The sequence below is a fragment of the Bradyrhizobium sp. th-b2 genome, assembly GCF_000426785.1.
GTDB classification, from domain to species: domain Bacteria; phylum Pseudomonadota; class Alphaproteobacteria; order Rhizobiales; family Xanthobacteraceae; genus Bradyrhizobium; species Bradyrhizobium septentrionale.
This window is the reverse complement of the sequence record NZ_AUGA01000015.1, coordinates 67,460-91,808: the sequence shown is the minus strand read 5'-3', so window position 1 is coordinate 91,808 and position 24,349 is coordinate 67,460. Positions and strand designations below refer to the sequence as shown.

Here is a 24,349-nt window from a genome sequence, read left to right as displayed (position 1 = left end):
CAGGCAAGCTCGTTGTCGGTGATTAGCCCGGCCGCCCGTTCATCGTCGCCAGCACGATGTCTGCCGCACGGACGCTCGGCGGCTGGTCGCCGGTCGACATCTTCGCATCCATCGTCGCGAACGCCACGAGCTGACGCAGACGCTCGGGCGTGTCCGCGAGCACCTCGCCCAGCGCCTCCGCGAGCTTCTCCGGCGTGCAGTCCTCCTGCAGGAATTCCGGGATGATCTCGCTGCCGATCACGAGATTGGCGAGGATCACCGACGACACCCGGATCGCACGGCGCAGGATGAACGCTTCGGCGGCGCCGACGCGATAGGCCGTCACCATCGGAATGCCCGACAGCGCGAGCTCGAGCGTCACGGTGCCCGACTTGGCGAGCGCGGCGCGCGCCACGCGGAATGCGGCGCGCTTCTCGGTCTCGCCGACCGCGAGCCGCGGCACGACCGGCCACGACGCGATGCCTTCGCGCACCATTGCCTCGAGATGCGGCATCGTGGGGAGCACGAGCTCGAACGATCTTTGTTTGCCGAGCTGACCGAGCGCCGCGCCGAACAGCGCCAGATGATGCCTGATCTCGCTGCGGCGGCTGCCCGGCAGCACCAGCAGGACCGGCGGCTCGGCGTCGCGCCGCTTCTGCTCCTCCGCGTTCGGCCGCAGCGAGGCGAATTGCTCGGTCAGGGGATGGCCGACATAGCTGCACGGTGGTCCCTGAAGCTTGCGATATTCCTCAGGCTCGAACGGCAGCAGCGCGAGCACGTGATCGACATAGCTTCGCATCGCGCGCGCCCTGCCCGGCCGCCACGCCCACACCGACGGCGAGACGTAGTCGACGATCGGGATATCAGGATTGCGCGCGCGGACACGGCGGGCGACGCGGTGGGTGAAGTCCGGGCTGTCGATGATGACGAGCATGTCGGGCGCATCAGCGAGCACCGCATCGGCGGCGCGGCGGATCAATCGCAAAATCTTCGGCAATTGCTTCACCACGGCGGCAAAGCCCATGATCGAGAGCTCTTCGATCGGGAACAGCGACGTGATGCCCTCGCTTGTCATCGCCCGGCCGCCGACGCCGGAGAATTTCACGGCATCGCCGAGGCGCTGGCGCAGCACCTTCATCAGCGCCGCGCCGAGCCGATCGCCGGATTCCTCGGTCGCGATGAGGAAGACCTTGCGGGGCGTGCTGGGAGGGCGCGCCTGCATCAGCCCGCCAGTCCGATGACAAAGAGCCCCCTGGCGTCGGCGGCCTCGATCAGGGCCTGCGGTTCGGCGGCCAGCGTGTTGCCGGCGATCACGGCGATGCCGGCGATGCCGGCCGCGGCCGCGCCCTCAACCGTCCGCGGACCGATGGTCGGCAGATCGAAGCGCAGGTCCTGGCTGCTCTTCGGCGCCTTCACCAGCACGCCGCGGCCGGCCTTGGCGCGAATCCGGCCCTCGGCGCGCAGCCGCCCCACCCGCGCCAAGAGCCCGTCGGTGCCTTCGATATCCTCGACCGCAACCACGTGCCCGTCGATCACCACCGCCGCCTGGCCGATGTCGAACGGGCCGAGTGCGTCGAGCACGCCGCGGCCGCGCGCGATGTCGGCAAGCGCAGCGCTGTCCGGCGTCGTGCGCGTCACGGCGCCCTCGGGCATCAGGAGATCGGGTGCGACATCCTTGATTCCGACCATGCGGAATCCCTGCTGCTCGAGAATGCGGCCGACACTCGACAGCAAATGATCGTCGCCGCCGCGAAACGCGCGCACGACATGGCCGAGCAGGCGCAGCGTGCCCCAGTCGAGCCGGATCTCCGACAGCGCGGGACGCACCAGGGTGCCGATGAAGATCAGGTCGCGGCAACCTTCATCGCGGAATAGCCGGGTCGCCCGCCCGAGCTGGCCGACCGAGATCCAGCGATGACGAAAGCGCTGCGCGCGCGCGGGATCGCAAGCGCCGCGCAACGCGAAGAGCACCGGCGTTATGCCGCGCGCGGTAAGCGAATCCGCAACCGCGAACGGCATGGCGCCGCCGCCGGCGATGACGCCGACCGGCGAGGAAAGCGAGGGAGCCGCTGACGTCATGCTGGCGGCCATCCGATGCTCAATCAGTGTCGGCTGGAAGGCAGAGCGGCCGGAGCTTGCCGCCCTCGATGAAGGCGAGGATTTCAGCGATCGCGGGATCCTCTGCCGCCAGCGGCTGCACCGAGGCCAGCCGCTCGGCAAAGATGCCGGGGCCGTGGAACAGCTTTTGATAGAACGCGCGCACCGCCGCCAGCCGCGACTTGGTGAACTGGCGGCGCCGCATGCCGATGATGTTGAGGCCTTCGAGCACCGCGTATTGGCCGTTGGCGAGCCCGAACGGGATGATGTCGCCGCGCACGCCGCAGACGCCACCGATCATCACCTGCGAACCGACGCGGGTGAACTGGTGCACCGCCGACAGGCCGCCGATATAGACGAAGTCGCCGATCTCGCAGTGGCCACCGAGCGTCGCCGACGTCGCGAAGATCACGCCATTGCCGACTATGCAATCATGGCCGACATGGCTGTTGTTCATGAAGAAGCCGCGATCGCCGACGCGGGTGAGCCCGCCGCCCTTGATCGTGCCGACATTCATCGTCACGCCCTCGCGGATCGTGCAGGCTTCGCCGACTTCGAGACGGGTCGGCTCGCCGCGATAGCTGAGATCCTGCGGCGGTCCGCCGAGCGCGGCAAACGGCGAGATGACGCAGCCGGCGCCGATCCTGGTATGCCCGCTGATCGTGACATGCGCGATCAGCTTGCAGTTCTCGCCGAGCACGACATTGGGGCCGATGATGCAGTACGGACCGATCTCGGTGCCGGCCCCGATCACAGCGCCATCCGCAATTCGCGCAGTGGGGTCGATCATGCTCATGCAGTTCAGGTCCGGAATTCGTTAATGGCGCCAAAGCGCTATGCTGTCAGTTGGGCGGTCGTTAGCGCGACTTTGCCTGCCCTGTCCAGTGACGTATGATGACGACCTGTTGCAAACGAGAAGGTCGCAACCGATTCATGGTCCGGGCCGCCGCGCTGATCCTCAGCCTGCTCTCTGCGCCGATCGGCCCGGAGACGGTCGATCTCGGCAACAGCACGACCGTCGACCTCTCGAGCTTCGAATGCCGCGACATCAATCGCAGCACGATCGTCCAGCGGGTCTGTTACAGCGCAGGCGAGCGCGCGCTGCTGGTCGCGGTCAGGGGCAGCTACCAGCACTATTGCGGCGTGCCCACTGAGACCTTCGACGCACTGATGAACGCGCCGTCGATGGGCGTCTTCCTCAATCGCGTGTTGCGGATCGCAGGTGCAGACGGCCGATATGTCTGCCGAACGTCCTGACGTGATTGTTAGTCCGTCAGCATCGCACCGACATCGGCTTCGGCGACGACCTGGCCGTTGACCTTGGCATCGCCGTGAAACCACCACATCGTCTTGCGCCGGCCGAGCGAGCGCATGTGGTACTCGATGGTGTCGCCGGGCATCACCGGCTTGCGGAATTTGCACTTGTCGATGGTGAGGAAATACACCGCGCGCGGCTTCTCGGTGCCTTCGACGGATTTGATGCCGATCACGCCGGCGGTCTGGGCCATCGCCTCGATCATCATCACGCCGGGATAAACCGGGCGGTCCGGGAAATGCCCCTGAAACGGCGGCTCGTTGAAGGTGACGTTCTTGATGCCGATGCCGCTGTAGTCGGTGCGGATCTTGACGACCCGATCGATCAACAACATCGGAAAGCGGTGCGGGAGCGTCTTGAGGATATCGTTGATATCCACCAGCTCGAATTTGACCGGTGCCTCCTCCATCACTCCTTCCCCTCGCCCTTCGTTTCGTTGTCGCGCGCCAGCCGCTCCACCGCGATGATTTCCCTGAACCACTGCTTGGTCGGCTTGGCAAAATGCCCGCCCCAGCGGCCGTTGGGTGGGATGTCGTCCTTGACCGCGCTCATCGCCGTCACCTGGGCACCGTCGCCGATCTTGAGGTGGTTATTGATTCCCACCTTGGCGCCGAGCGCGACGTTGTCGCCGATCGTCAGGCTGCCTGCGAGCCCGATCTGGGCCGCGAGCAGGCAATGCCGGCCGATGGTCACATTGTGGCCGATCTGGACCTGATTGTCGATTTTGGTGCCCTCGCCGATCACCGTGTCGCGCAGGGAACCACGGTCGATGGTCGAGGCGGCGCCGACCTCGACATTGTTCTGGATCACGACGCGGCCGGTCTGCGGCACTTTCACATGGCCCGCCGGCCCGAAGAAGATGAAGCCATAGCCGTCCTGGCCGATATTGCAGCCGGTATGGATCAGGACGTTGTTGCCGATCAGCGCGAACTGAATGGTGGTCTTGGCGCCGACATTGCAGTCCCGGCCGATCTTGACGTCGGCCCCGATCACCGCGCCGGCGCCGATGATGGTGCCCGCGCCGATCTCGACCCGCGGGCCGATCACGACCAAGGGATCGACGATGACGCCGTCCTCAAGACGCGCGGTGGGGTCGATGATCGCCGACGGTGCGATGCCCTCGGTATCGAACCAGGATCGCGGCCGCAGCGCATCGGCGTGCCATTCGCGGGCGAGTTCGACGAAGACCTGGAACGGCTTGTTGGCCCGCAGCACGGCCGTGCCCTTGGGAACCTGCGCCTCGAAGCGCGGGCTGACCAGGCACGCGCCGGCCTTGGTCGCCGCAAGCTGGTCGGCATATTTGAGATTGTCGAAGAAGGCGAGATGCATCGGACCGGCCTCGTCGAGCGAGGCCAGCCCTCTGATCTTGTGCGCGCCCCTCGCGGGGTCGACCAGATGCGCCTTCGTCAGCGCGGCGATCTCAGCCAGCGTTGACGAAGGGGGACTCTTGAAGAAGATCGGCTGCGCCATTCCATCCGTCGCAGTCCGGTCGGCAATCGGTCTTAGAACGTCGTACCGCCGCCAAACCGGAATTCTTGCACGCGGTCATACGCACCCTTGCTCAGCGGCACTGCGTAGTCGAAGCGCAGCGGACCGAACGGCGACTGCCAGATCAGGCCGACACCGACCGAGGTACGGACAACCTTGCTGTCGTCAAACGACAGGCCAAGGCAGGTGCCCGGAGTCGGCGGGTTATTCGTCGGCTTGATACAGCCGGGCACGTTGACTTCGCCGGTTGCCGTCCACGAGGTCGGGCCCTTGTAGTCGTACAGCCCGCCGGCGTCGGCATAGACCGCGCCCTTGAGCCCAACTTCCTTCGGCAGGAACCAGAACGGCATCTGCAGTTCCGCCGACACGCCCCAATACTTGGTGCCGCCGATCGCGTCCTGGGTACCGTAGGGATTGATGTCACGCGGACCGATGCCGTTCGGCGCGAAGCCGCGGACCAGGTTCGGTCCCATCTGGAAGTGATCGAGCATGCGAAGTTCGGTGCTGCCGAGCTGGTTCAAGATGCCGCCCTGGGCGTGGATCAGGCCGACGATATCAGAGACCAGAGGGGTGTAATACTTCGCGTCGATCGCGCTCTTGATGTAGCTGACGTCGCCGCCGACACCGGCGAAGTCCTGCTTGAAGTCGACGATCAGACCGTCAGTCGGGTTCTTGTTGTTGTCGAGGGTGTTGTAGTTGAGCGTGTAGCCCAGCGCCGAGGTCAGGGTCTTGCCGCCCGCCAGCTCCTTGCGAACCGGCAGCGAGGCTTCGCCGTCGAAGTAGCAGCCCAGCCCGTTAGTCGACACCAGGCTGATCCCGTTCAGGTTCGCATAGGCCGGGCTCGGATTGAACGCGGGATTGGGCGTCACGCCGTCAGCGAGAAATGGCACGTTGTTACAATTGTCGAGCGTCGACGGCAGCGTGATTTCCTGCTGGTAGATCGAGTAGCGCAGCTGCAACGAGAGATCTTCCCGCAGGCTGAAGCCGAGCCGCGGGCTGAAGCCCAGCGTCTTGGTGCCGTACGCGATGTAGCTGTTGGACAGTTGCTGGCGCTGATAGAAGTCGAGACCGAGCGCGACGCGGTAGTCGAGCAGATAGGGCTCGACGAACGACAACGAGTAGCCGCGCGCATACTGGCCGTAGGTCACCGACGCCTTCGCGAACAGGCCGCGGCCGAGCAGGTTGCGCTCGGAGACGCTGACTTCGGCCAGCGCGCCGTCGGTGGTCGAGTAACCGCCCGACACCGAGAAGTCGCCGGTCGACTTCTCTTCGAGATCGACGATCAGGATGACGCGATCGCTGGAGGAGCCTGGCTCGGTGGTGATCTTCACCGTCTTGAAGAAGTCGAGGTTCTTCAGCCGGCGCTCGGCACGGTCGACCAGCGCGCGGTTGTAGGCGTCACCCTCGGAAATATCGAACTCGCGGCGGATCACGTAGTCGCGGGTGCGGCTGTTACCGCGGACATTGATACGCTCGATATAGGTGCGCGGTCCTTCGTCGATCGCGAAGGTGATCGACACCGTGTGATTGTCGAAATTGCGATCACCGCGCGGCCGCACGACCGCGAAGGCGTAACCGCGGCGCGACGCCTCGATCTGCATTTCCTCGACCGACTTCTCCAGCGCCTCGGCGTTGTAGAGCGAGCCGACATTGACGCGCGAGTAGGTACGCAGCGCGTTCGGGTCGAGCGTTGAGATCGACGAGGTGTAGTTGACGGCAGCGACGCGATATTGCTGGCCTTCCTCGATCTTGAAGGTAACCAGGAAGCCCTTCTTGTCGGGATCGTATTCGGTCAGCGCGGCGACGACCTGGACGTCGGCATAGCCGTTCTTGAGGTAGAAGCGGCGAATCAGGTCGCGGTCGGCCTCGACCCGGTCGGGGTCGTAGACGTCGTTGCCGCCGAGGAAGCTCAGGAGGTTCGATTCGCGGGTCTTGATGACGTCGCGCAGGCGGGACGCCGAATAGGCGTTGTTGCCGATGAACTCGATCGACCGCACACCGGTCTTCACGCCTTCATTGACCTCGAAGATGAGGTCGACGCGGTTGTTCGGCTGCTCGATGATCTGCGGATTGACCCGCACGTCGTAACGGCCGGAGCGACGGTAGATTTCGGCGATGCGCAGGGCGTCGGACTGGACCATCGGGCGCGAGAAGGTGCCGCGCGGCTTGGACTGGACTTCGGCAGTGAGCTGCTCGTCCTTGACCTTTTTGTTGCCCTCGAAGGCGACACGGCCGATCACCGGGTTCTCGACCACGACGACGACAAGGCGCCCGCCTCGCTGGTCGATGTGGACGTCCTGGAACAGACCGGTCTCGATCAGCGCCTTCAGGCCGTCGTCGATCTGGGCCTGGCCCAGCCGACCGCCCGGTCCGGGATGGAAATAGGAGCGGATGGTTTCGAGTTCGACGCGGCGATTCCCCTCCACCGTGATCGAATCGACGGTCTGCGCATACGCAGGCGCAGAAACAGCTACGGCCGCCAAGGTGGCAGCCACCGGCACGGCGAACATGACCAAGGCGGCGAACAGCCCCCCCCTCACTCGCATTCCAAACATCATGCGCTGCGCGCCCTTATCTTAGCGATGCCGGATCGTTCCCCAACGCCCCGACAGATTCCCAATCTACCGCCCAGCTTGTAACCAAATTTGCCAAGGGGGCAAACTTACTACAGCCGAACATTTCCATTTTCGTACCAACACGTTGCTCATTGGCAACGCCACAGAAAAGCCCGCTTTAGGACCCGGCGATCCTGAGGATGTCGTTATACGTCGCAAACACCATCAGCATCAGGACCAAACCCAGTCCGATTCGGAAACCCACCTCCTGCGTCCGCTCCGACAGCGGGCGTCCACGGAGCGCCTCCGCGCCGTAGAACAGCAGGTGGCCGCCATCGAGAAGCGGGATCGGGAACAGGTTCAAGAGGCCAATCGAGACCGACAGGATGGCACAAAGGTTCACAACGAACTGGAAACCTGCGCTCGCGGCCTGACCGGACAGCTTTGCGATTCCGATGACCCCACTCACCTCGCCCGGATTGCCGGTTCCCACGAACAGCGACCCGAGGAACTTGAAGGTGCTCGCAATGATGTACCAAACCTGCTCGACACCGATTTTCAGGGCTTCCAGAACGCCGACCGAGGCGCTGGTTGCTTCGCCAGTCTGAGCCTTGTGCTCGATTCCGAGCACGCCGATTCGGTGGGCATTGCCGAAGGGGTCCTTGACCTCCTTGAGCGCCGGCGTGGCGGTCAGCGAGACAATCTGGCCATCCCGCTTCACTTTGAACCCAAGAGATGAACCGGCATTCGAAGCTACGATCCGCTGCATGTCGGCGAAGCTCTGAATAGCGCTGCCGTCGATGTCCACGACGATATCGCCGACCTTGAATCCTGAGTTCGCGGCAACGCTTTCGGCGACCAGACCATCGACCCGGGCGATCGTGCTCGGCTTGCCGTAATAGAGCGCCATACCCGCAAAGATCAGGGCGCCGAGAATGAAATTCGCCACCGGACCGGCGACGACGATGGCGGTGCGCTTTCCGACCGACTTGTGGTGGAAGCTGCCCTGGCGCTCCTCAGGCGTCATGGAGGCGAGCGTCTCCGTCGACGGCGTCGACGCCTCGCTGTCGTCGCCGAAGAACTTGACGTAACCGCCGAGCGGAATCGCCGAGAGCTTCCAGCGCGTGCCATGCCGGTCATTGAAGCCGGCAAGCTCCGGCCCGAACCCCAGCGAGAAGGTCAGCACCTTCACGCCAGCCCAGCGCGCAACCAGGAAGTGGCCGAGCTCGTGAAAGAAAACAACGATCGTGAGGACGAATAAGAAGGGAACGATGTAGCCAATGAGCCCGTGGCTCAACGCATTGAAATAATGAAGAAAAAACTCTGGCATTCGATTTCCCTCGACAAGAGCCAAAGGCTCCGTCCCCAACCCTCTAGGTTGCCTTTAAGGCAATTTGAGGCAATAGGGCGGCAGCTTTATTTCGCGCGATATGGTCAACGGAAATCGCATCATCCGCCGAGTGCAGTGGTGGCTGATTCCCCGACCTGATCCAATCGTTCATTGTCGCCTCGACCAGCCGGGCAATCGCACCGAATTTGATCTTGCCGGCGATGAACGCAGCAACCGCGATCTCGTTCGCGGCATTGTACACCGTGGTCGCTCCGTGCCCGCTGCGCAGCGCCTCATAGGCCAGCCGCAGCCCGGGGAAGCGCTGGAAATCCGGCGCCTCGAAGGTGAGCTGGCCGATCTTGGCGAGATCGAGCTTGGCCGACGGGCCGACGACGCGGTCCGGCCAGCCGAGGCAGTGCGCGATCGGGATCCGCATGTCGGGCGTGCCGAGCTGGGCCACCACCGAGCGGTCCGAGAACTCGACCATGCCGTGGATGATCGACTGCGGATGCACCAGCACGTCGATCTCGTCGGGCGCCAGCGCGAACAGATAGGACGCCTCGATCACCTCGAGGCCCTTGTTCATCATCGAGGCGGAATCGATCGTGATCTTCTGCCCCATGCTCCAGTTGGGATGCTTCAGCGCCTGTTCCAGCGTCGCCTGCTCGATCTCGGCGGGGGCCCAGGTGCGGAACGGCCCGCCGGACGCAGTGATGATCACCCGCGTCAGTTCCTCGCGATTGCCTGAAGCCAGCGCCTGGAACAGCGCATTATGCTCGGAGTCCGCCGGCAGGATGCAGGCGCCGGCCTTCTTGGCCCGCTCCATGAAGATGTCGCCGGCACAGACCAGGCACTCCTTGTTGGCGAGCGCGACGGTGGCGCCACGATCGACCGCGGCAAGCGCCGGCTTCAGTCCGGCCGCGCCGCTGACCGCCGCCATCACCCAATCGGCCGGCCGCGCGGCCGCTTCGATGACAGCGCTCTCCCCGGCCCCGCATTCGATCCGGGTTCCGGCGAGCGCGTCCTTCAGTTCGGAAAGCCTTTTGGGATCGGCAATGGCTGCGAACCGCGCACCGAACTCCCTGGCGAGCTTCGCCAGTCCCTCGACATTGCTGTTCGCGGTCAGCGCCTCGACCCGGTAACGGTCGCGCGCGCCCCGCAGCAGATCCATGGTGCTGTCGCCGATCGAGCCGGTGGCACCGAGGACGGTCACGGTCCGCGCGGCGGTTGCCGCCGCGGCCTTGTTGTTACGCAACGGAACTGCGCTCATCTCATCACCAAACCATAAGACCGCGCCCGACGCCATCGGCGCCACCACGGAGAAAGCCGAAAATCGCCGCCACAATGACGGCCGCGACGAATCCGTCCAGGCGGTCCAGGAGGCCGCCATGGCCGGGAATGATGTGGCTCGAATCCTTCACGCCGAACCGCCGCTTCACCGCGGATTCGAAGAGATCGCCGAGTTGCGAAACCACCGACAACACCGCGCCGAGCAACAGCAGCGGCCCGGTCGTGCCGATCTCGAAGGCGGCAAAGCCTGCGGCAACGAGCAGGCTCGCGACGAAGCCGCCGACGGCGCCGGCCCAGGTCTTCTTCGGACTGATCCGCACCCAGAGCTTCGGTCCGCCGATGCTGCGGCCCGCGAAATAGCCGCCGATATCGGTGACCCACACGATCAGCAATACGAACATCAAGGCGGCAAAGCCCTTCGCCGCATCCAGGCGCAGCAGCACCGATGCGACCTCGGCCCCCGCCGCATAGAGCAATCCCGCAACGGCCCAGTTGCGCCGCGCGCCCGACGTCAGGGCGACAACCACGGCGCCGACGGCGAGCACGATCAGGGCCACATCGATCCGGCCCGCCATCAGGCCAAGTCCGGCGAGCAGCAGCGCGACCACGCCAGGCACCACGACGCGGAGCTCGCGTCCAAGTCCGGTAACCGTTAGCCATTCGGCAAACAATCCGACCGCCGCCAGCGTCACCAGAAGCGACCAGGCGACGCCACCCATATAAGCCAGCGCGATCGCAATCGGCGCCAGCACGAGCGCTGCGACCACGCGCATCACGAGATTGCGCGACCCCTGCTCGCTTGCTGCCGCTGGCTGCTCGCTTGCTGCCGCCGGTGCGGCTTCGCCCTCGGTCACGAGCCGGTTTTCGCAGCGAGGCCGCCGAACCTGCGCTCGCGCTTGCCATATTCGGCAATCGCGCCTTCGAGCGCGGCCTTGTCGAAATCCGGCCAGTGAATCGGCACGAACACCAATTCGCTGTAGGCGGCCTGCCACATCAGGAAGTTCGACAGACGCTGCTCGCCGCTGGTGCGGATGATCAGATCGGGATCCGGAATGTCGGGCGCGTCGAGATATTGGCCGAGCGTGTCGGCATCGATGGAATTGGCGTCGCGCTTGCCTTCGGCGACCTCGCGCGCAAGGCGCCGCGCGGCGGCAGTGATCTCCGCCCGCGAACCGTAGTTGAAGGCGACCACGAGGTTGAGCTTGTCGTTGTTCCGGGTCAGCTCCTCAGCCTCGTTGAGCAGCGCGCAGATGTCGGGATCGAGCCCGTCCCGCTCGCCGATCACGCGCACCCGCACCCCGTCACGATGCAGCGTCGCCAGATCGTTGCGGATGAAGCGGCGCAACAGGCCGAACAGATCGCCGATCTCGCTCGCCGGCCGCGACCAGTTTTCGGAGCTGAAGGAGAAGATCGTGAGATAGACGATGCCGAGTTCATCGGCCGCACGCACCACGCGGCGCAGCGCCTCGACGCCGCGGCGATGGCCCTCGACGCGCGGCAGGCCGCGCGAAGCGGCCCAACGCCCGTTGCCGTCCATAATGATCGCCACATGCAACGGAGCACCGGAGCGATCCGGTCCGTCAGTTGCTGGGGCGGCGGCGTTCGACATCGGCTGGTTTCCGTGGCGCCTTCAGACCGTCAGGATTTCCTTTTCCTTGGCGGCAAGCAGCTGATCGACCTCGGCGATCATGCCGTCGGTCGCCTTCTGCACCTCGTTCGACAGGCGCTCCTGATCGTCCTCGGAGATCTCGTGATTCTTCTCGAGCTTCTTGATGACGTCGAGGCCGTCGCGGCGCACATGGCGCACGGCGACCTTCGCTGCCTCCGCGTATTTGTGCGCGACCTTGACGAGCTCCTTGCGGCGCTCTTCGTTGAGTTCGGGAATCCGCAGGCGCAACACCTGTCCTTCGGTCGCCGGCGACAGTCCGAGGTTGGAATCGACGATCGCCTTCTCGACCGCCTTCACCATCGTCTTGTCCCAGACCTGCACCGAGAGCAGGCGCGGCTCCGGCACGCTGATGGTCGCAACCTGGTTGAGCGGCATATGCGAGCCGTAAGCCTCGACGTGGACCGGCTCCAGCATGGAGGCCGCGGCGCGGCCGGTGCGCAGACCGCCGAGCTCGTGCTTGAGCGATTGCGTGGCGCCCTGCATGCGGCGCTTCACGTCGTTGATGTCAAAACCAGCTGCGGCCATGACCTTCTCCCTTTCACTTAGAAACCGGCTGTCGACGCCCGGAGGCGCGGCAATCAGCCGGCGACGACCGTGCCGTGTCCGGTACCGCGCAGAATCGCACCGATCGAACCGGGCTCCGCGATCGAGAACACGATGATAGGCAGCGACGTCTCGCGGGCAAGTGCGAAAGCGGTCGCGTCCATGACCTTGTAGCCGCCCTCAATCGCCTGCGAATGGGTCAGGCGGTCGAAGCGCTTGGCTTTGGGGTCCTTCTTCGGATCGGCGCTGTAGACGCCGTCGACATTGGTGGCCTTCAACACCGCCTGCGCACCGATCTCGGCCGCGCGCAGCACGGCCGTGGTGTCGGTGGTGAAGAACGGGTTACCGGTTCCGCCGCCGAGCAGGACGATGCGTCCCTCGGCGAGGTATTTGTGCGTTGCACTACGGGTGAACAGCTCGGAAATCTCCGGCATCACGAATGCCGACAAGGTCCGCGCCGGGCTCCCCTTGCGCTCGATCGCCGCCTCCAGCGCGAGGCAGTTCATCATGGTCGCAAGCATGCCCATGGTGTCGCCGGTCGGCCGCGACACGCCGCGTGAGGAGACTTCGACGCCGCGGACGATGTTGCCGCCGCCGATCACGACCGCGACCTCGATGCCGAGCTTGCGGGCCGCGATCAGGTCGTCGGCGACGCGGTCGACCGTCGGTTGATCGATCCCGAAGCCGTGGGAGCCGGCCAGGTACTCGCCGGACAGCTTGATCACCACGCGACGATAGATCGGCTCAGCCATGATGCGATCGCTTTCCTATCCGCGCAGGTAGGCTTCCGGCGCGTGCGCCGGACGCCTGGTGTCAGCGGTTACTTCTTGCCGCTGGCGGCCGCGACTTCGGCGGCGAAGTCGCTTTCCTGCTTCTCGATTCCCTCACCGAGAGCATAGTTCACAAATCCAGCGATTTTGATCGGCCCGCCGACCTTACCCTCAGCTTCCTTCACCGCCTGGGCAACCGACTTGCCGCTGTCGTGGATGAAGGCCTGATCGAGAAGGCAGACCTCCTTGTAGTAGGTCTTCAGGCCGGAATCGACGATCTTCTCGATGACGTTCTCCGGCTTGCCCTGCTGACGGTACTTGTCGGCGAGCACGTCCTTCTCGCGCTTGACGGTCTCGGGATCGAGCCCGGCCGGATCGAGCGCCAGCGGCTTCGCCGCGGCGACGTGCATGGCGAGTTGGCGGCCGAGCACAGCGAGCTCGTCGGTCTTGCCGACCGACTCGAGCGCCACAATCACGCCGATCTTGCCGGCGCCCTCGACGACGGCGTTGTGGACATAGCTCGACACCACGCCCTTGCTCACCTCGAGCGAAGCGGCGCGGCGCAGCGTCATGTTCTCGCCGATGGTCGCGATGGCGTCGGAGATCGCGGTCTCGACGGTGACGTCGCCGACCTTGGCCGCCTTGATCGTCTCGACATCGGCGGCGTTATGCAGCGCGACCTGGGCGATCATCTTGACCAGGCCCTGGAACTGCTCGTTGCGCGCGACGAAGTCGGTCTCGGAGTTGACCTCGACCAGCACGCCCTTGGTGCCGGAGGTCAGCGCGCCGATCAGGCCCTCGGCCGCCACGCGGCCGGCCTTCTTGGCCGCCTTGGAGAGGCCCTTCTTGCGCAGCCAATCCTGCGCGGCCTGCATGTCGCCGTCGTTCTCGGTCAGCGCCGCCTTGCAATCCATCATGCCCGCGCCGGTCGATTCGCGGAGATCCTTGACCATCGCTGCTGTGATCGTTGCCATCGTTCAATGTCCTTCTTGCCTGTACAGGAACTGCGGCGCCCGATGGCGCCGCCGTCAGCGACAGGGAAATCGTTGTTCGTGGAATAGAAGCGGCGGCCGGGTGAGTTCCGGCCACGCCGCGTAACGCTTATTCCGCTTCGGCGAGCGTCTTGGCCTGGGCGACCCAGGCGTCGGCACGGCTCGGCAGACCGACTTCTTCGCCGATCTTGTGCGCGGTGTCGTGGTCAAGCTCGGCGAGCTGCCAGTAGTGGAAGATGCCGAGGTCGTTGAGCTTCTTCTCGATCGTACCGGACACGCCGGTGAGCTTCTTGAGGTTGTCGGCGGTGCCGCGCGGACCGGCAAGGCCCTGGAAGCCGGACGGTGCAGCCGCCGGGAGCTCTTCCTGCACGGGGGTCGCGGACGCACCGATGTCGATCCCGGAATCGCCCTGAGCGCGCGAGATGCCGTCGATGGCGGCGCGCGCCACCAAGTCGCAGTACAGCGAGATCGCGCGGCCGGCGTCGTCATTGCCCGGCACCACATAGGTGATGCCCTTCGGGTCCGAATTGGTGTCGACGATCGCAGCCACCGGGATGTTGAGCCGCTGCGCTTCCTGGATCGCGATGTCTTCCTTGTTGGTGTCGATCACGAAGATCATGTCGGGAAGACCGCCCATGTCCTTGATGCCGCCGAGCGAGCGGTCGAGCTTGTCGCGCTCGCGTTGCAGCGTCAGCCGCTCCTTCTTGGTGTAGGAGTTGGCTTCGCCGGACCCGAGCACGTCGTCGAGATGACGCAGCCGCTTGATCGAGGCCGAGATCGTCTTCCAGTTGGTCAGCGTGCCGCCGAGCCAGCGCGAATTGACGAAGTACTGCGCCGAGCGCTTGGCAGCGTCGGCAACGCCGTCCTGCGCCGAGCGCTTGGTGCCGACGAACAGGATGCGGCCGCCCTTGGCGACGGTATCGCTGACCGCCTGCAGGGCACGGTGCAGCATCGGCACAGTCTGCGCGAGGTCGATGATGTGGATGTTGTTGCGGGCGCCGAAGATGTAATCCTGCATCTTCGGGTTCCAGCGGTGGGATTGGTGACCAAAGTGAACGCCAGCTTCCAAAAGCTGACGCATATTGAATTCGGGCAGCGACATAGTTCTAATTCTCCGGTTGGTTCCTCCGGAAACGTGTGAGCAAACGAGCCTGACTGGCCCGGTTGCCACCGGACGGCCTTTGAGAGCCATGTTTCCGTGTGAGATGGCGCGGTATATAGCGCGATTTGCGCCATAAGCAAGGAAATACGGCCGGTTAGGCCGGCCGGATCGACCCTCTGAACCCCGAAACAGGGCCGTTCTGGCCCAAACTGACCCGGTCTGGCCGGTCGAGGCCCCCTGCAAGGTGCGTCCCTACTGTGCCAATTGCAGGTCCGCCAGCGTCGTGCGCGCGGTCGCCTCGTCCAGTGCAACGAATTCCGCCGGCCCGGGGTTGCCGGCGGTCGCAGTCGCGGCCGATGCGACGACTGCACCGACCAAACCTCCCACCATCGTCACACCCATGACGGCGTCATGCCGCTCACTCGATCTCACCAGAAAGAAGTAGGTGCGGCCCGGCTCGGTCGCGAAGTTGTGCGCGGTATCGCCGGGAAACATCAGCTCGCTCGCGACCAGTTGATGCCGGCCGGCGGGGCGATCGGCGAACGCATAGGTTCCGACGATGACCTTGCCGATCGGCGCGCCATCGAGCTTCACGTCGCAGGCGCAAAGCGCCATGCTCAGTCCCTTGCGCTTCTCCTGGAGCACGACGATGCGGGAATGTCCCGGTTTCGGCGGCCCGAACTTCTGCGAGATCGCCGCATAGTCGGCGCCGACACCATCGCTGACGCAGCCCGACACCATCAACACACCAGCCAGCAAGGCCGCGTAACGTCCGAACATCCCGCCCCCGGAATTTCCAACGGGCGTAACCATAGTGAGAAACACGGCGTGGTTGCAATAGCGCTTACGCCGTAGTCAAGTGCATTCCGCAGCATCGCCGGGACTTTTGCCTACAGCGTCTGCACGTCGACCACGCCCGTCACCGCCTTGATCGCGCCGGCGATCTGCGGGGAGACCTTGTAGCGGCCGGGCAGCTTCATCTCGACCTCGGTTTCGAGGTCGAGCATCATCACCAGCGAGACGTCGCCATCGGCCGCGCCTGCCGTCGGCGCTGCTGCCGACGCGGGCTTTGCCGCCGGGACCTTCGCGCCGCCACCCGGGACAGGCGCAGCGTCCGGCATGTTGAGCCGGCGGGCGATCGAATCCAGCGGCTTGGTGTCGCGCACGAAGATGCGCAGGCCCTTTTGCGTCTTGGCCGCGGCGTGATCCAGCGGCTCGGCGTGCAGCACCCTCGCCCGCACGTCCTCACCCTGCAGCTCGGCGCCGAGCTGCAGCAGCACGGCCGCCCCCGGCTCGAGCACGTCGCGATACTGCGCAAGCCCCTCGGAGAACAGCACCGCCTCGAAATGGCCGGTCGGGTCCGACAAGCCCATGATGCCCATCTTGTTGCCGGTCTTGGTGCGCCGCTCCATGCGCGAGACCACGGTTGCCGCGACCTTGCCGGCGGTGGCACCGGTCTTCACTGCGCGCGAGAACTCCGCCCAGGATTGCACGCGCAGCCGCTTCAGCGCGGTCGCGTAATCGTCGAGCGGATGGCCCGACAGGAAGAAGCCGATCGCGTCATATTCGCGTCGCAGCCGGTCCGCGGGCAGCCACGGCTCGACCTGCGGCAGGATGATGCTCGGCGCATCCGGAGCGCTGCCGAACATGTCGTTCTGGCCCGAGGTTGCCGCCTCGTGGCTGCGCTGGCAGGCGGCGAGGATCGCGTCCGCACCGGCGAAGACGCGCGCGCGGTTCGCCTCGAGCGTGTCGAAGGCGCCCGCCGCCGCGAGGCTCTCGATGATCCGCTTGTTGACGGCGCGCGGGCTGACCCGCGCGGCGAATTCGGCGAGCGAGGTGAAGGCGCCCTTCTTGTTGCGCTCCTCGATGATCTGCTCGACCGCCTGGATGCCGACGCCCTTCAGCGCCGCGAGCGCGTAGTAGATCGTGTTGCCGCTGACCTCGAAGGTCGGGCCGGAGCGATTGATGTTGGGCGCCTCGACCTTGATGCCGAGCCGCTGCGCCTCGGAACGGAATTCGGAGAGCTTGTCGGTGTTGTTGAGTTCGAGCGTCATCGACGCCGCCAGAAACTCAACCGGGTAATGCGCCTTCATGTAGGCGGTGTGGTACGACACCAGCGCATAGGCCGCCGCGTGGCTCTTGTTGAAGCCGTAATCGGCGAACTTGGCGAGCAGCTCGAAGATCGTCTCGGCCTGGCCCTTCCCCACCCCGTTCTTCATCGCGCCGGCGACGAAGACGTCGCGCTGCTTGTCCATCTCGGCGCGGATCTTCTTGCCCATCGCGCGGCGCAGCAGGTCGGCCTGGCCGAGCGAGTAGCCGGCCATCTGCTGCGCGATCTGCATCACCTGTTCCTGATAGATGATGACGCCGAAGGTCTCCTTCAGGATCGGCTCCAGGATCGGATGCAGATATTCCGACTCCTCGTCGCCATGCTTGCGCGCGCAATAGGTCGGGATGTTCGCCATCGGACCGGGACGGTATAACGCCACCAGCGCGATGATGTCCTCGAAGCGGTCCGGCCGCATGTCGATCAGCGCGCGCCGCATGCCCTGGCTTTCCACCTGGAACACGCCGACGACATCGCCCCGGGCCAGCATCTGATAGCTCGGCGCGTCGTCGATCGGCAGCGTCGCGAGGTCGACGTGAACGTCGCGCTGCTTGAGCAGCTTGACCGCGACATCGAGCACCGTCAGGGTCTTGAGGCCGAGGAAGTCGAACTTCACGAGGCCCGCCGGCTCGACCCATTTCATGTTGAACTGGGTGACCGGCATGTCCGATTTCGGATCGCGGTACATCGGCACCAGCTCGCTCAGCGGCCGGTCGCCGATCACGATACCGGCGGCGTGGGTCGAGGCGTGGCGGGTCAGCCCCTCGAGGCGCTGCGCGATGTCGAAGGCGCGCGCCACCACCGGATCTTCGTCGCGGAACGCCTGCAGCTTGGGTTCGCCTTCGATCGCCTGCGCCAGCGTCACGGGTGCGGCGGGATTCTGCGGCACCAGCTTGGTCAGCTTGTCGACCTGCCCGTACGGCATCTGCAGCACGCGCCCGACGTCACGCAGCACGCCGCGCGCCTGCAGCGTACCGAAGGTGATGATCTGCGCCACCTGGTCGCGGCCGTAGCGGTCCTGCACGTACTGGATCACCTCGCCGCGGCGGTCCTGGCAGAAGTCGATGTCGAAGTCCGGCATCGAGACGCGCTCGGGATTGAGGAAGCGCTCGAACAGCAGCGCAAACCGCATCGGATCGAGGTCGGTGATGGTGAGCACCCAGGCGACCAGCGAGCCTGCGCCGGAGCCGCGGCCCGGTCCGACCGGGATCCCCTGCGCCTTCGCCCATTTGATGAAGTCCGAGACGATCAGGAAGTAGCCCGCATATTTCATGCGGGTGATGACGTCGAGCTCGAAGGCGAGGCGCTTGCTGTAGTCCTCGTCGGTCATGCCCGGCGACAGACCGTGCACCCGCAGACGATTGGCAAGCCCCTCCTCGGCCTGGCGCTTCAGCTCGGCGGCCTCGTCGGCGGCGGCGTCCGAGCTCGCCGCGGCACCGACGGTAAAGAACGGCAGGATCGGCTTGCGGGTCTTCGGCCGGAACGAGCAGCGCTCGGCGATCTCGACCGTCGAGGCCAGCGCCTCCGGAATATCGGCAAACAGCACCGCCATTTCCGCACGGGTCTTGAAACGGTGATCCGGCGTCAGTTGCTCGCGATTGGTCTCGGCGATCAGATGGCCGCCGGCGATGCACAGCAGCGCGTCATGCGATTCGTAATCGTCAGTGCTGGCGAAATACGGCTCGTTGGTCGCAACCAGCGGCAGGCCCTTGCTGTAGGCGAGATCGATCAGGCCGCCCTCGGTGCGGCGCTCCTTATCGATGCCGTGGCGCTGCAATTCGATGTAGAGGCGATCGCCGAACAGACCAGCCAGGCGCTCGCAACGGGTCGCCGCCAGTGCCGCCTGTTCGGCACGCAGCGCCAGCGCGATCGGCCCGTCCGGGCCGCCGGTCAGCGCGATCAGATCCTCGGCGTCGTCGGTGAGCCAATCGATCTTGATGTGCGGGGTCTGGTTGACCGGCGTCTCCAGGAACGCCCGCGAGTTCAGCCGCATCAGGCTGCGATAGCCGCGCTCGCGCGCCGCCAGCAGCACGATCCGCGTCGGCGCCGTCGCCAGGATGCTGCGCGCATTGGGATCGACGTCGCCAAAGTCCACCGCAAGCTCGCAGCCGACGATCGGCTGGATGCCGTAGCCGGCCATCTTGTCGGAGAATTCCAGCGCCCCGAACATGTTGTCGGTATCGGTGAGCGCCAGCGCCGGCTGGCGGTCGCCCTTCGCAAGCTCGCCCAGCTTGGCGATCTTGATCGAGCCCTTTAGCAGCGAATAGGCGGAATGAACGTGAAGGTGGACGAATCCGGCATTCGGCATGGCTGCTTACGGGATCTCTTAAGTCAGGAATGGAGCGAGCGCCAAAGCCGGAACTCGATGAGCTTCAGACCGACTCGCAACCCCATCGTGGGCGATGGATCCTGCCAAGTCCACGCCGAAGGCGGCATGGCGGCCGGTCTTCCCGCTTTTCCCCAGGAGCCGGCCAAGTCGCCTTCTATGCCCCTGTCCCCACGAGCACATTTTCAGAACTGGGTGATCAGCTGAGCCCACACCGCGATCATCCCGACGAACAGCGTGATCGATGCCAGCGCTGCAGCTTCCTGCACGAAAATCTTCAACATGGCCGCTCTCCCTGAACTGGAACGTATGCAGAACATTGTTCCTTTTTTGTTCTAAGAGTCAAGCGACGGTCATGGGTCAGTTCGAGATCTGCCCCCGAAAGATTCTCCTTGGTTAATTGGTGGGCGGTGAGCGATGGCGATTTCTATTTCGCGCCGTTGCTAAGGCACAAACTGCACTGGCTTACCGAGTTCCATCGGGCGTAGGCTTCTGAACGCAGGGGCTGTGTCATGGGCAATGGCATACTTGAAAGCGTGTGCATCGTACTACTCGGGCTAAGCCCGCTCGTGATCATCGGCATCGCGTTGTACGCACAGTAACGGCAACCTAGCCCGCGCCAACACGACCCTCAACGCCACAGAAGGCTCAACGAGTTCACCCACCGGATCATTGTGAACGGCGGGAGAGTCGCGGCTTACCCGCAACAATTCCCGGCTTGCATTGGCGGGCACGGGACGGGCCGCAGGATGGGCAGGTCAGTTCGGAGATCAGCCGTCGTTCCGTCACGCATCCGAATATGCGGTGTTGGTGGCTAGTGCGAAACCCCCGCCCTGCCCTTCATCGCCGATGGCTCATCGCCAAACAAAAAACCCCGGGCCAAGGCCCGGGGTTTTCGAGGTCGCTTGGATTAAGCGAACAATCAGTAACGCGCGACCATCGGGCCACCGAACTTGTAGTTCAGACGGCCGAGCACCATGTCGGTGTCGCCACCGGTGCGGAAGCCGGTCACACCGATGCCACCAGGAACGACGAACGTCGCATCGTGCGTGTCTTCGAAGATGTGGTTGTACTCGACGCCGAGCGACCAGCCCTGGGCGAAGGCGAACTCGAGGCCAACACCGACCGTCGGGCTCCAACGGGTGTCGTAGCCAGTTTCGGACGCCAGCGCGCCGCCGGGAGCCAGGAACTGGTAGTTGCGATCGGTGACCGCAGCACCGCCCTTGGCGTACAGCAGGACGTTGTTCCAGGCGTAACCGATCTGACCGGTGAACAGGCCGAACGCATCCATCTTCGAGCGAACGACGCCGCCCGGGACGACGAGGTTGCCGGTGCTGCCCGAGACGTCAGCCCAGTTGCCCTGAGCTTCCAGACCGAACACCCAGCCGCCGGTCTGCCAGCGGTAGCCGACCTGGCCGCCGACGGTGCCGCCGTTGGCGTCGAAGCTGCCGACGGTGCCGAGACCGGTCACCGAACGGTTGTCGTGGGCCTGGGCCCAACCGCCGTTGATACCAATGTAGAAGCCGGTCCAATCATAAACAGCGGCAACCATGGGCGGCGGAGCCTTGGTGTAAGGGCGAGCCGCGAGGTCAGCCGCGGAAGCAGCGGTCGCGCTGAGCGCGAGCAGGCTGGCGGTGACAAGCAAAATCTTCTTCATTTTTCCCGTTCCAACTTTTCTACAGGGCCCCCAAGGCCGCGAGACACCGTCATAGCAGCCTCGAACAGAATTGCTGTAACTTCGCTGCAACAGGGAGGCCCAAACGACTTCGCTCAAATTTGAAGTTAATACTGTATTACAAGCACTTCTTGGAACTTTTGCCACATACCTGCCGCATAATCTTCACAATTCAAACCTGCGTGCAGAATTCCCAGCGTAAGCCCTCGCAAGACGGTGTTGACCGGAACCGGCTTGTTCGATTTGGATCGTCGCCGAGATCGAATCTTCGCAGCAAAGGAATGCACATGCGGACGATGATTCTTGCTGCGGCATCTGTGGCCGCGCTCGCGACCCTGGGGACTTTACCCGCGCATGCCGTCGGCGTGCGCTACCCGTTCTGCATTCAGGGCGATCGCTATCCCGGTCTGAGCAACTGTTCCTACCCGTCCTATCAGGCGTGCCTGGCCACCGCCTCGGGCATCGGACAGAACTGCATCGCCAACCCCTACTATGCCGGCGACAACGACCCGCGCTCCTATCTGAACGTGTCGCCGCGGGAGCGGCGCGACGACGGCAATTTCTTCAACCTGTTCTTCCACTGACGGCCGATCCGGCAAGGCACGGGTGCGGGAACGTTAATTGATGCACGCCCGGGCAGATGCCCCTTCACGCGCACGCTCCAGCACGAGCGTCGCCGGCGCCTTACCGACAGGAGATCTCTCGATGCGCAGGCTGATTCTGGCACCGTTGGCCATACTGTTGGCCTTGGAGGCAGTCGCGATCGCGCCGGCCAACGCGCAGAAGTACGATTCGACCTCGCCGGTCTGCAAACGCAACTACCGATGGGGCGGTGAGGACACCGACTGCGGCTACACCTCGATGGCGCAGTGCCAGGCCTCGGCGTCCGGCCTGGCGGCGATGTGCATCGACAACCCCTATTATGCCGGGCCGCCGATCGACCGTCGGCCGATGGAGCCTGGCAGACGGCCCCGCCCGGTCTATTGAGGTCTGAAGCCTTTTGCGCAGCGCTTGAAGCGAAGGCTCCAGCCTCTTGTTTTCACGCGATTTCTTTGCGCGAACCGTTGGCCGCTTCGCTCCGAAAGGCGTTATTCGAGCTCGACGATCTGTCCGTTCGTCAGCGACACCCGGCGATCCATCCGCGCGGCGAGATCCATGTTGTGGGTCGCGATCAGCATCGCGACCCGGGTCGCCTTGACGAGTTGCATCAGCGCGCCGAAGACGTGATCGGCCGTGCCGGGATCGAGATTCCCGGTCGGCTCGTCCGCAAACAGCACCCGCGGTGCATTCGCAACCGCGCGCGCGATCGCCACGCGTTGCTGTTCGCCGCCCGAGAGCTCGGCCGGACGATGAGTGATGCGGTCGCCAAGCCCGAGATAGGACAGGATCTCGGTCGACCGTTTCACGGTCTCGGAGCGCTTCAGGCCCCGAATCATCTGCGGCAACATGACGTTCTCGAGCGCCGAGAATTCCGGCAGCAGCCGGTGCTGCTGATAGACGAAGCCGATGTCGGAACGGCGAATCTGGGTGCGGTCGACATCGGACATCTGCGAGGTCGGTGTACCCGCGACATAGACCTCGCCGTCATCGGGACTCTCGAGCAGGCCCGCGATGTGCAGCAAGGTCGACTTGCCCGATCCGGACGGCGCCACCAGCGCCACCGATTGGCCGGGCCACAGCGCGAGCTTGGCGCCGTTCAGGACCGTCAGCGTTGCCTCGCCCTGCCGGTATTCCCGCTTGATGTCATGAAGATAGACGACCGGTACGTCTTCCGCCCCCTCCGCCATGTGCCCGCCTCACTCGTACCGGAGCGCATCGACCGGATCGAGGCGCGCGGCGCGCCACGACGGGTAGAGCGTCGCCAGGAAGGACAGCGTCAGCGCCATGATCACGACGGCGAGCGTCTCGCCGAAATCGACTTCAGCCGGCAGCTTGGAGAGAAAATAGAGCTCCGGCGAGAACAGCTCAGTGTTGGTGAGCCATGACAGGAACTGCCTGATCGATTCGATGTTCAGGCAGATCAGCATGCCGACAGCGAAGCCGGTCAGCGTTCCGACCACGCCGATCGAGGCGCCGGTGATCAGGAATATCCGCATGATCGAGCCTTGCGAGGCGCCCATGGTGCGCAGGATCGCGATGTCCTGCCCCTTGTCCTTCACCAGCATGATCAGGCCCGAGACGATGTTGAGCGCGGCGACCAGCACGATCATGGTCAGGATCAGGAACATCACGTTGCGTTCGACCTGCAGCGCGTTGAAGAAGGTCGAGTTGCGCTGCCGCCAGTCGACCAGGAAGACCGGCCGGCCGGCCGCCTCCGTCACTAGCTTGCGATAGGTGTCGATCTTGTCCGGATTGGTGGTGAACACCTCGATCGAGGATACGTCGTTGTTGCGGTTGAAATAGGCCTGCGCCTCGGCCAGCGGCATGAAAACGAAGGTCGAATCGTATTCCGACATGCCGATCTCGAACACCGCAGTGATCTTGTAGGGCTTGATGCGCGGCGTGGTGCCCATCGGCGTCACCGCGCCCTTGGGCGAGACCAGCGTGATCATGTCGCCGGCGTGCAGCGAGAGCTGGTCGGCGAGCCGGCGGCCGATCGCAACGCCCTGCCCTTCATCGAAGCCCTCGAGCGTGCCCTGCTTGACGTTCTTGGCGATCGAGGTGAGGTTGTTGAGATCGTCTGAGCGAATGCCGCGGATGAACACGCCGGCGGCGTTGAATGGCGACGAACCGAGTCCCTGCCCGTCCACCACGGGCGCGGCCAGGCGAATGCCCTGCACCTGGCTGATGCGGTCGGCGACGTCCTTCCAGTCGGTCAGCGGCGATTCCAAGGGCTGCACCAGAAGATGTCCGTTGAGGCCGAGGATCTTGTCCAGGAGCTCCTTGCGGAAGCCATTCATGACGGCCATCACCACGATCAGCGTGGCGACGCCGAGCATGATGCCGAGGAACGAAAAGCCGGCGATGACTGAAATGAACCCTTCCTTGCGGCGTGCGCGCAGATAGCGTCCGGACAGCAGCCATTCGAATGGCGCAAAAGGCCGGGTACGGAGTGGCTCGTTCATGGTCTCATCCATCTGTCGATAATCCCATGATTCGGACCAAATGTGG

At 64.6% G+C, this 24,349-nt stretch carries 22 protein-coding genes; 3 read left to right on the top strand and 19 right to left on the bottom strand.

The annotated features are described in order from the left end of the window. Positions 1-22: 22 nt before the first annotated feature. The 3 genes from lpxB to lpxA are packed head-to-tail and all read right to left on the bottom strand — an operon-like array spanning position 23 to position 2,872. The gene (gene lpxB, locus K359_RS0119215; protein WP_029080810.1) at positions 23-1,201 is read right to left on the bottom strand and encodes a lipid-A-disaccharide synthase; all 1,179 of its coding nucleotides are present in this window, start codon (positions 1,199-1,201) and stop codon (positions 23-25) included. Beyond that, positions 1,201-2,058, bottom strand: a complete 858-nt coding sequence (locus K359_RS0119210) for an LpxI family protein (RefSeq protein WP_035976786.1) — start codon at positions 2,056-2,058, stop codon at positions 1,201-1,203. The genes lpxB and K359_RS0119210 overlap by 1 nt, the downstream gene beginning before the upstream one ends. Positions 2,059-2,077: 19 nt before the next feature. Beyond that, positions 2,078-2,872 (bottom strand): acyl-ACP--UDP-N-acetylglucosamine O-acyltransferase, encoded by a 795-nt coding sequence (lpxA, locus tag K359_RS0119205; protein WP_029080808.1) that lies wholly within the window; start codon positions 2,870-2,872, stop codon positions 2,078-2,080. 137 nt (positions 2,873-3,009) lie between these two features. Here lpxA and K359_RS0119200 point away from each other — a divergent pair, with 137 nt between their 5' ends. After that, the gene (locus K359_RS0119200) at positions 3,010-3,333 is read left to right on the top strand and encodes a KTSC domain-containing protein (protein ID WP_029080807.1); all 324 of its coding nucleotides are present in this window, start codon (positions 3,010-3,012) and stop codon (positions 3,331-3,333) included. Between the two features lie 8 nt (positions 3,334-3,341). On the opposite strand, the gene fabZ is transcribed toward K359_RS0119200, so the two are convergent. The 14 genes from fabZ to K359_RS0119120 form a co-directional block, all read right to left on the bottom strand. Next, complete coding sequence (gene fabZ, locus K359_RS0119195) at positions 3,342-3,800, bottom strand: 3-hydroxyacyl-ACP dehydratase FabZ (RefSeq protein ID WP_029080806.1); 459 nt, start codon at positions 3,798-3,800, stop codon at positions 3,342-3,344. After that, positions 3,800-4,861 carry a UDP-3-O-(3-hydroxymyristoyl)glucosamine N-acyltransferase gene (lpxD, locus tag K359_RS0119190; RefSeq protein ID WP_029080805.1) on the bottom strand — a complete coding sequence of 354 codons (1,062 nt, stop codon included), beginning with the start codon at positions 4,859-4,861 and terminating at the stop codon, positions 3,800-3,802. The genes fabZ and lpxD overlap by 1 nt, the downstream gene beginning before the upstream one ends. Positions 4,862-4,893: 32 nt before the next feature. After that, the gene (bamA, locus tag K359_RS0119185; protein ID WP_029080804.1) at positions 4,894-7,437 is read right to left on the bottom strand and encodes an outer membrane protein assembly factor BamA; all 2,544 of its coding nucleotides are present in this window, start codon (positions 7,435-7,437) and stop codon (positions 4,894-4,896) included. A gap of 175 nt (positions 7,438-7,612) precedes the next feature. Beyond that, positions 7,613-8,764, bottom strand: coding sequence for an RIP metalloprotease RseP (gene rseP / locus K359_RS0119180; RefSeq protein WP_029080803.1), 1,152 nt, complete (start codon positions 8,762-8,764; stop codon positions 7,613-7,615). Positions 8,765-8,807: 43 nt separating this feature from the next. Then, complete coding sequence (dxr, locus tag K359_RS0119175) at positions 8,808-10,034, bottom strand: 1-deoxy-D-xylulose-5-phosphate reductoisomerase (protein WP_029080802.1); 1,227 nt, start codon at positions 10,032-10,034, stop codon at positions 8,808-8,810. Between the two features lie 4 nt (positions 10,035-10,038). Beyond that, a complete protein-coding gene (locus K359_RS0119170; protein ID WP_029080801.1) occupies positions 10,039-10,908 on the bottom strand; it encodes a phosphatidate cytidylyltransferase in 870 nt (289 codons plus the stop codon). Beyond that, on the bottom strand, positions 10,905-11,663 hold the full coding sequence (locus K359_RS0119165; protein ID WP_029080800.1) for an isoprenyl transferase: 759 nt from the start codon (positions 11,661-11,663) through the stop codon (positions 10,905-10,907). The genes K359_RS0119170 and K359_RS0119165 overlap by 4 nt, the downstream gene beginning before the upstream one ends. 21 nt (positions 11,664-11,684) lie before the next feature. Beyond that, the gene (gene frr / locus K359_RS0119160; protein ID WP_029080799.1) at positions 11,685-12,248 is read right to left on the bottom strand and encodes a ribosome recycling factor; all 564 of its coding nucleotides are present in this window, start codon (positions 12,246-12,248) and stop codon (positions 11,685-11,687) included. A 53-nt stretch (positions 12,249-12,301) separates the two neighbouring features. After that, entirely contained in the window at positions 12,302-13,018 is a 717-nt protein-coding gene (pyrH, locus tag K359_RS0119155; RefSeq protein WP_029080798.1) for a UMP kinase, read from the bottom strand. 68 nt (positions 13,019-13,086) lie between these two features. Continuing rightward, positions 13,087-14,010 (bottom strand): translation elongation factor Ts, encoded by a 924-nt coding sequence (gene tsf, locus K359_RS0119150; protein ID WP_029080797.1) that lies wholly within the window; start codon positions 14,008-14,010, stop codon positions 13,087-13,089. Positions 14,011-14,137: 127 nt separating this feature from the next. After that, positions 14,138-15,130 carry a 30S ribosomal protein S2 gene (locus K359_RS0119145; protein ID WP_035976768.1) on the bottom strand — a complete coding sequence of 331 codons (993 nt, stop codon included), beginning with the start codon at positions 15,128-15,130 and terminating at the stop codon, positions 14,138-14,140. Positions 15,131-15,382: 252 nt separating this feature from the next. Continuing rightward, positions 15,383-15,910, bottom strand: a complete 528-nt coding sequence (locus tag K359_RS0119140; RefSeq protein WP_051346210.1) for a DUF2846 domain-containing protein — start codon at positions 15,908-15,910, stop codon at positions 15,383-15,385. A gap of 110 nt (positions 15,911-16,020) precedes the next feature. Then, complete coding sequence (dnaE, locus tag K359_RS0119135; protein ID WP_029080794.1) at positions 16,021-19,545, bottom strand: DNA polymerase III subunit alpha; 3,525 nt, start codon at positions 19,543-19,545, stop codon at positions 16,021-16,023. A gap of 940 nt (positions 19,546-20,485) precedes the next feature. Then, the gene (locus tag K359_RS0119120) at positions 20,486-21,220 is read right to left on the bottom strand and encodes an outer membrane protein (RefSeq protein WP_029080793.1); all 735 of its coding nucleotides are present in this window, start codon (positions 21,218-21,220) and stop codon (positions 20,486-20,488) included. A gap of 305 nt (positions 21,221-21,525) precedes the next feature. On the opposite strand from K359_RS0119120, the gene K359_RS52390 reads away from it, so the two are divergent. Beyond that, on the top strand, positions 21,526-21,822 hold the full coding sequence (locus tag K359_RS52390) for a DUF3551 domain-containing protein (RefSeq protein ID WP_063618943.1): 297 nt from the start codon (positions 21,526-21,528) through the stop codon (positions 21,820-21,822). 121 nt (positions 21,823-21,943) lie between these two features. Further along, a complete protein-coding gene (locus tag K359_RS0119110; RefSeq protein ID WP_029080791.1) occupies positions 21,944-22,225 on the top strand; it encodes a DUF3551 domain-containing protein in 282 nt (93 codons plus the stop codon). Between the two features lie 101 nt (positions 22,226-22,326). Here K359_RS0119110 and K359_RS0119105 read toward each other — a convergent pair whose 3' ends face one another. Then, the gene (locus K359_RS0119105) at positions 22,327-23,025 is read right to left on the bottom strand and encodes an ABC transporter ATP-binding protein (RefSeq protein WP_029080790.1); all 699 of its coding nucleotides are present in this window, start codon (positions 23,023-23,025) and stop codon (positions 22,327-22,329) included. 9 nt (positions 23,026-23,034) lie between these two features. Next, complete coding sequence (locus tag K359_RS0119100; protein WP_029080789.1) at positions 23,035-24,315, bottom strand: lipoprotein-releasing ABC transporter permease subunit; 1,281 nt, start codon at positions 24,313-24,315, stop codon at positions 23,035-23,037. Positions 24,316-24,349: the final 34 nt, after the last annotated feature.

Bases quoted from the DNA above. Each gene is read 5' to 3' on its own strand.
- lpxB (WP_029080810.1), bottom strand. From the start codon at position 1,201: ATGCAGGCGCGCCCTCCCAGCACGCCCCGCAAGGTCTTCCTCATCGCG.
- K359_RS0119210 (WP_035976786.1), bottom strand. From the start codon at position 2,058: ATGACGTCAGCGGCTCCCTCGCTTTCCTCGCCGGTCGGCGTCATCGCC.
- lpxA (WP_029080808.1), bottom strand. From the start codon at position 2,872: ATGAGCATGATCGACCCCACTGCGCGAATTGCGGATGGCGCTGTGATC.
- K359_RS0119200 (WP_029080807.1), top strand. From the start codon at position 3,010: ATGGTCCGGGCCGCCGCGCTGATCCTCAGCCTGCTCTCTGCGCCGATC.
- fabZ (WP_029080806.1), bottom strand. From the start codon at position 3,800: ATGGAGGAGGCACCGGTCAAATTCGAGCTGGTGGATATCAACGATATC.
- lpxD (WP_029080805.1), bottom strand. From the start codon at position 4,861: ATGGCGCAGCCGATCTTCTTCAAGAGTCCCCCTTCGTCAACGCTGGCT.
- bamA (WP_029080804.1), bottom strand. From the start codon at position 7,437: ATGATGTTTGGAATGCGAGTGAGGGGGGGGCTGTTCGCCGCCTTGGTC.
- rseP (WP_029080803.1), bottom strand. From the start codon at position 8,764: ATGCCAGAGTTTTTTCTTCATTATTTCAATGCGTTGAGCCACGGGCTC.
- dxr (WP_029080802.1), bottom strand. From the start codon at position 10,034: ATGAGCGCAGTTCCGTTGCGTAACAACAAGGCCGCGGCGGCAACCGCC.
- K359_RS0119165 (WP_029080800.1), bottom strand. From the start codon at position 11,663: ATGTCGAACGCCGCCGCCCCAGCAACTGACGGACCGGATCGCTCCGGT.
- frr (WP_029080799.1), bottom strand. From the start codon at position 12,248: ATGGCCGCAGCTGGTTTTGACATCAACGACGTGAAGCGCCGCATGCAG.
- pyrH (WP_029080798.1), bottom strand. From the start codon at position 13,018: ATGGCTGAGCCGATCTATCGTCGCGTGGTGATCAAGCTGTCCGGCGAG.
- tsf (WP_029080797.1), bottom strand. From the start codon at position 14,010: ATGGCAACGATCACAGCAGCGATGGTCAAGGATCTCCGCGAATCGACC.
- K359_RS0119145 (WP_035976768.1), bottom strand. From the start codon at position 15,130: ATGTCGCTGCCCGAATTCAATATGCGTCAGCTTTTGGAAGCTGGCGTT.
- K359_RS0119140 (WP_051346210.1), bottom strand. From the start codon at position 15,910: ATGTTCGGACGTTACGCGGCCTTGCTGGCTGGTGTGTTGATGGTGTCG.
- dnaE (WP_029080794.1), bottom strand. From the start codon at position 19,545: ATGCCGAATGCCGGATTCGTCCACCTTCACGTTCATTCCGCCTATTCG.
- K359_RS0119120 (WP_029080793.1), bottom strand. From the start codon at position 21,220: ATGAAGAAGATTTTGCTTGTCACCGCCAGCCTGCTCGCGCTCAGCGCG.
- K359_RS52390 (WP_063618943.1), top strand. From the start codon at position 21,526: ATGCGGACGATGATTCTTGCTGCGGCATCTGTGGCCGCGCTCGCGACC.
- K359_RS0119110 (WP_029080791.1), top strand. From the start codon at position 21,944: ATGCGCAGGCTGATTCTGGCACCGTTGGCCATACTGTTGGCCTTGGAG.
- K359_RS0119105 (WP_029080790.1), bottom strand. From the start codon at position 23,025: ATGGCGGAGGGGGCGGAAGACGTACCGGTCGTCTATCTTCATGACATC.
- K359_RS0119100 (WP_029080789.1), bottom strand. From the start codon at position 24,315: ATGGATGAGACCATGAACGAGCCACTCCGTACCCGGCCTTTTGCGCCA.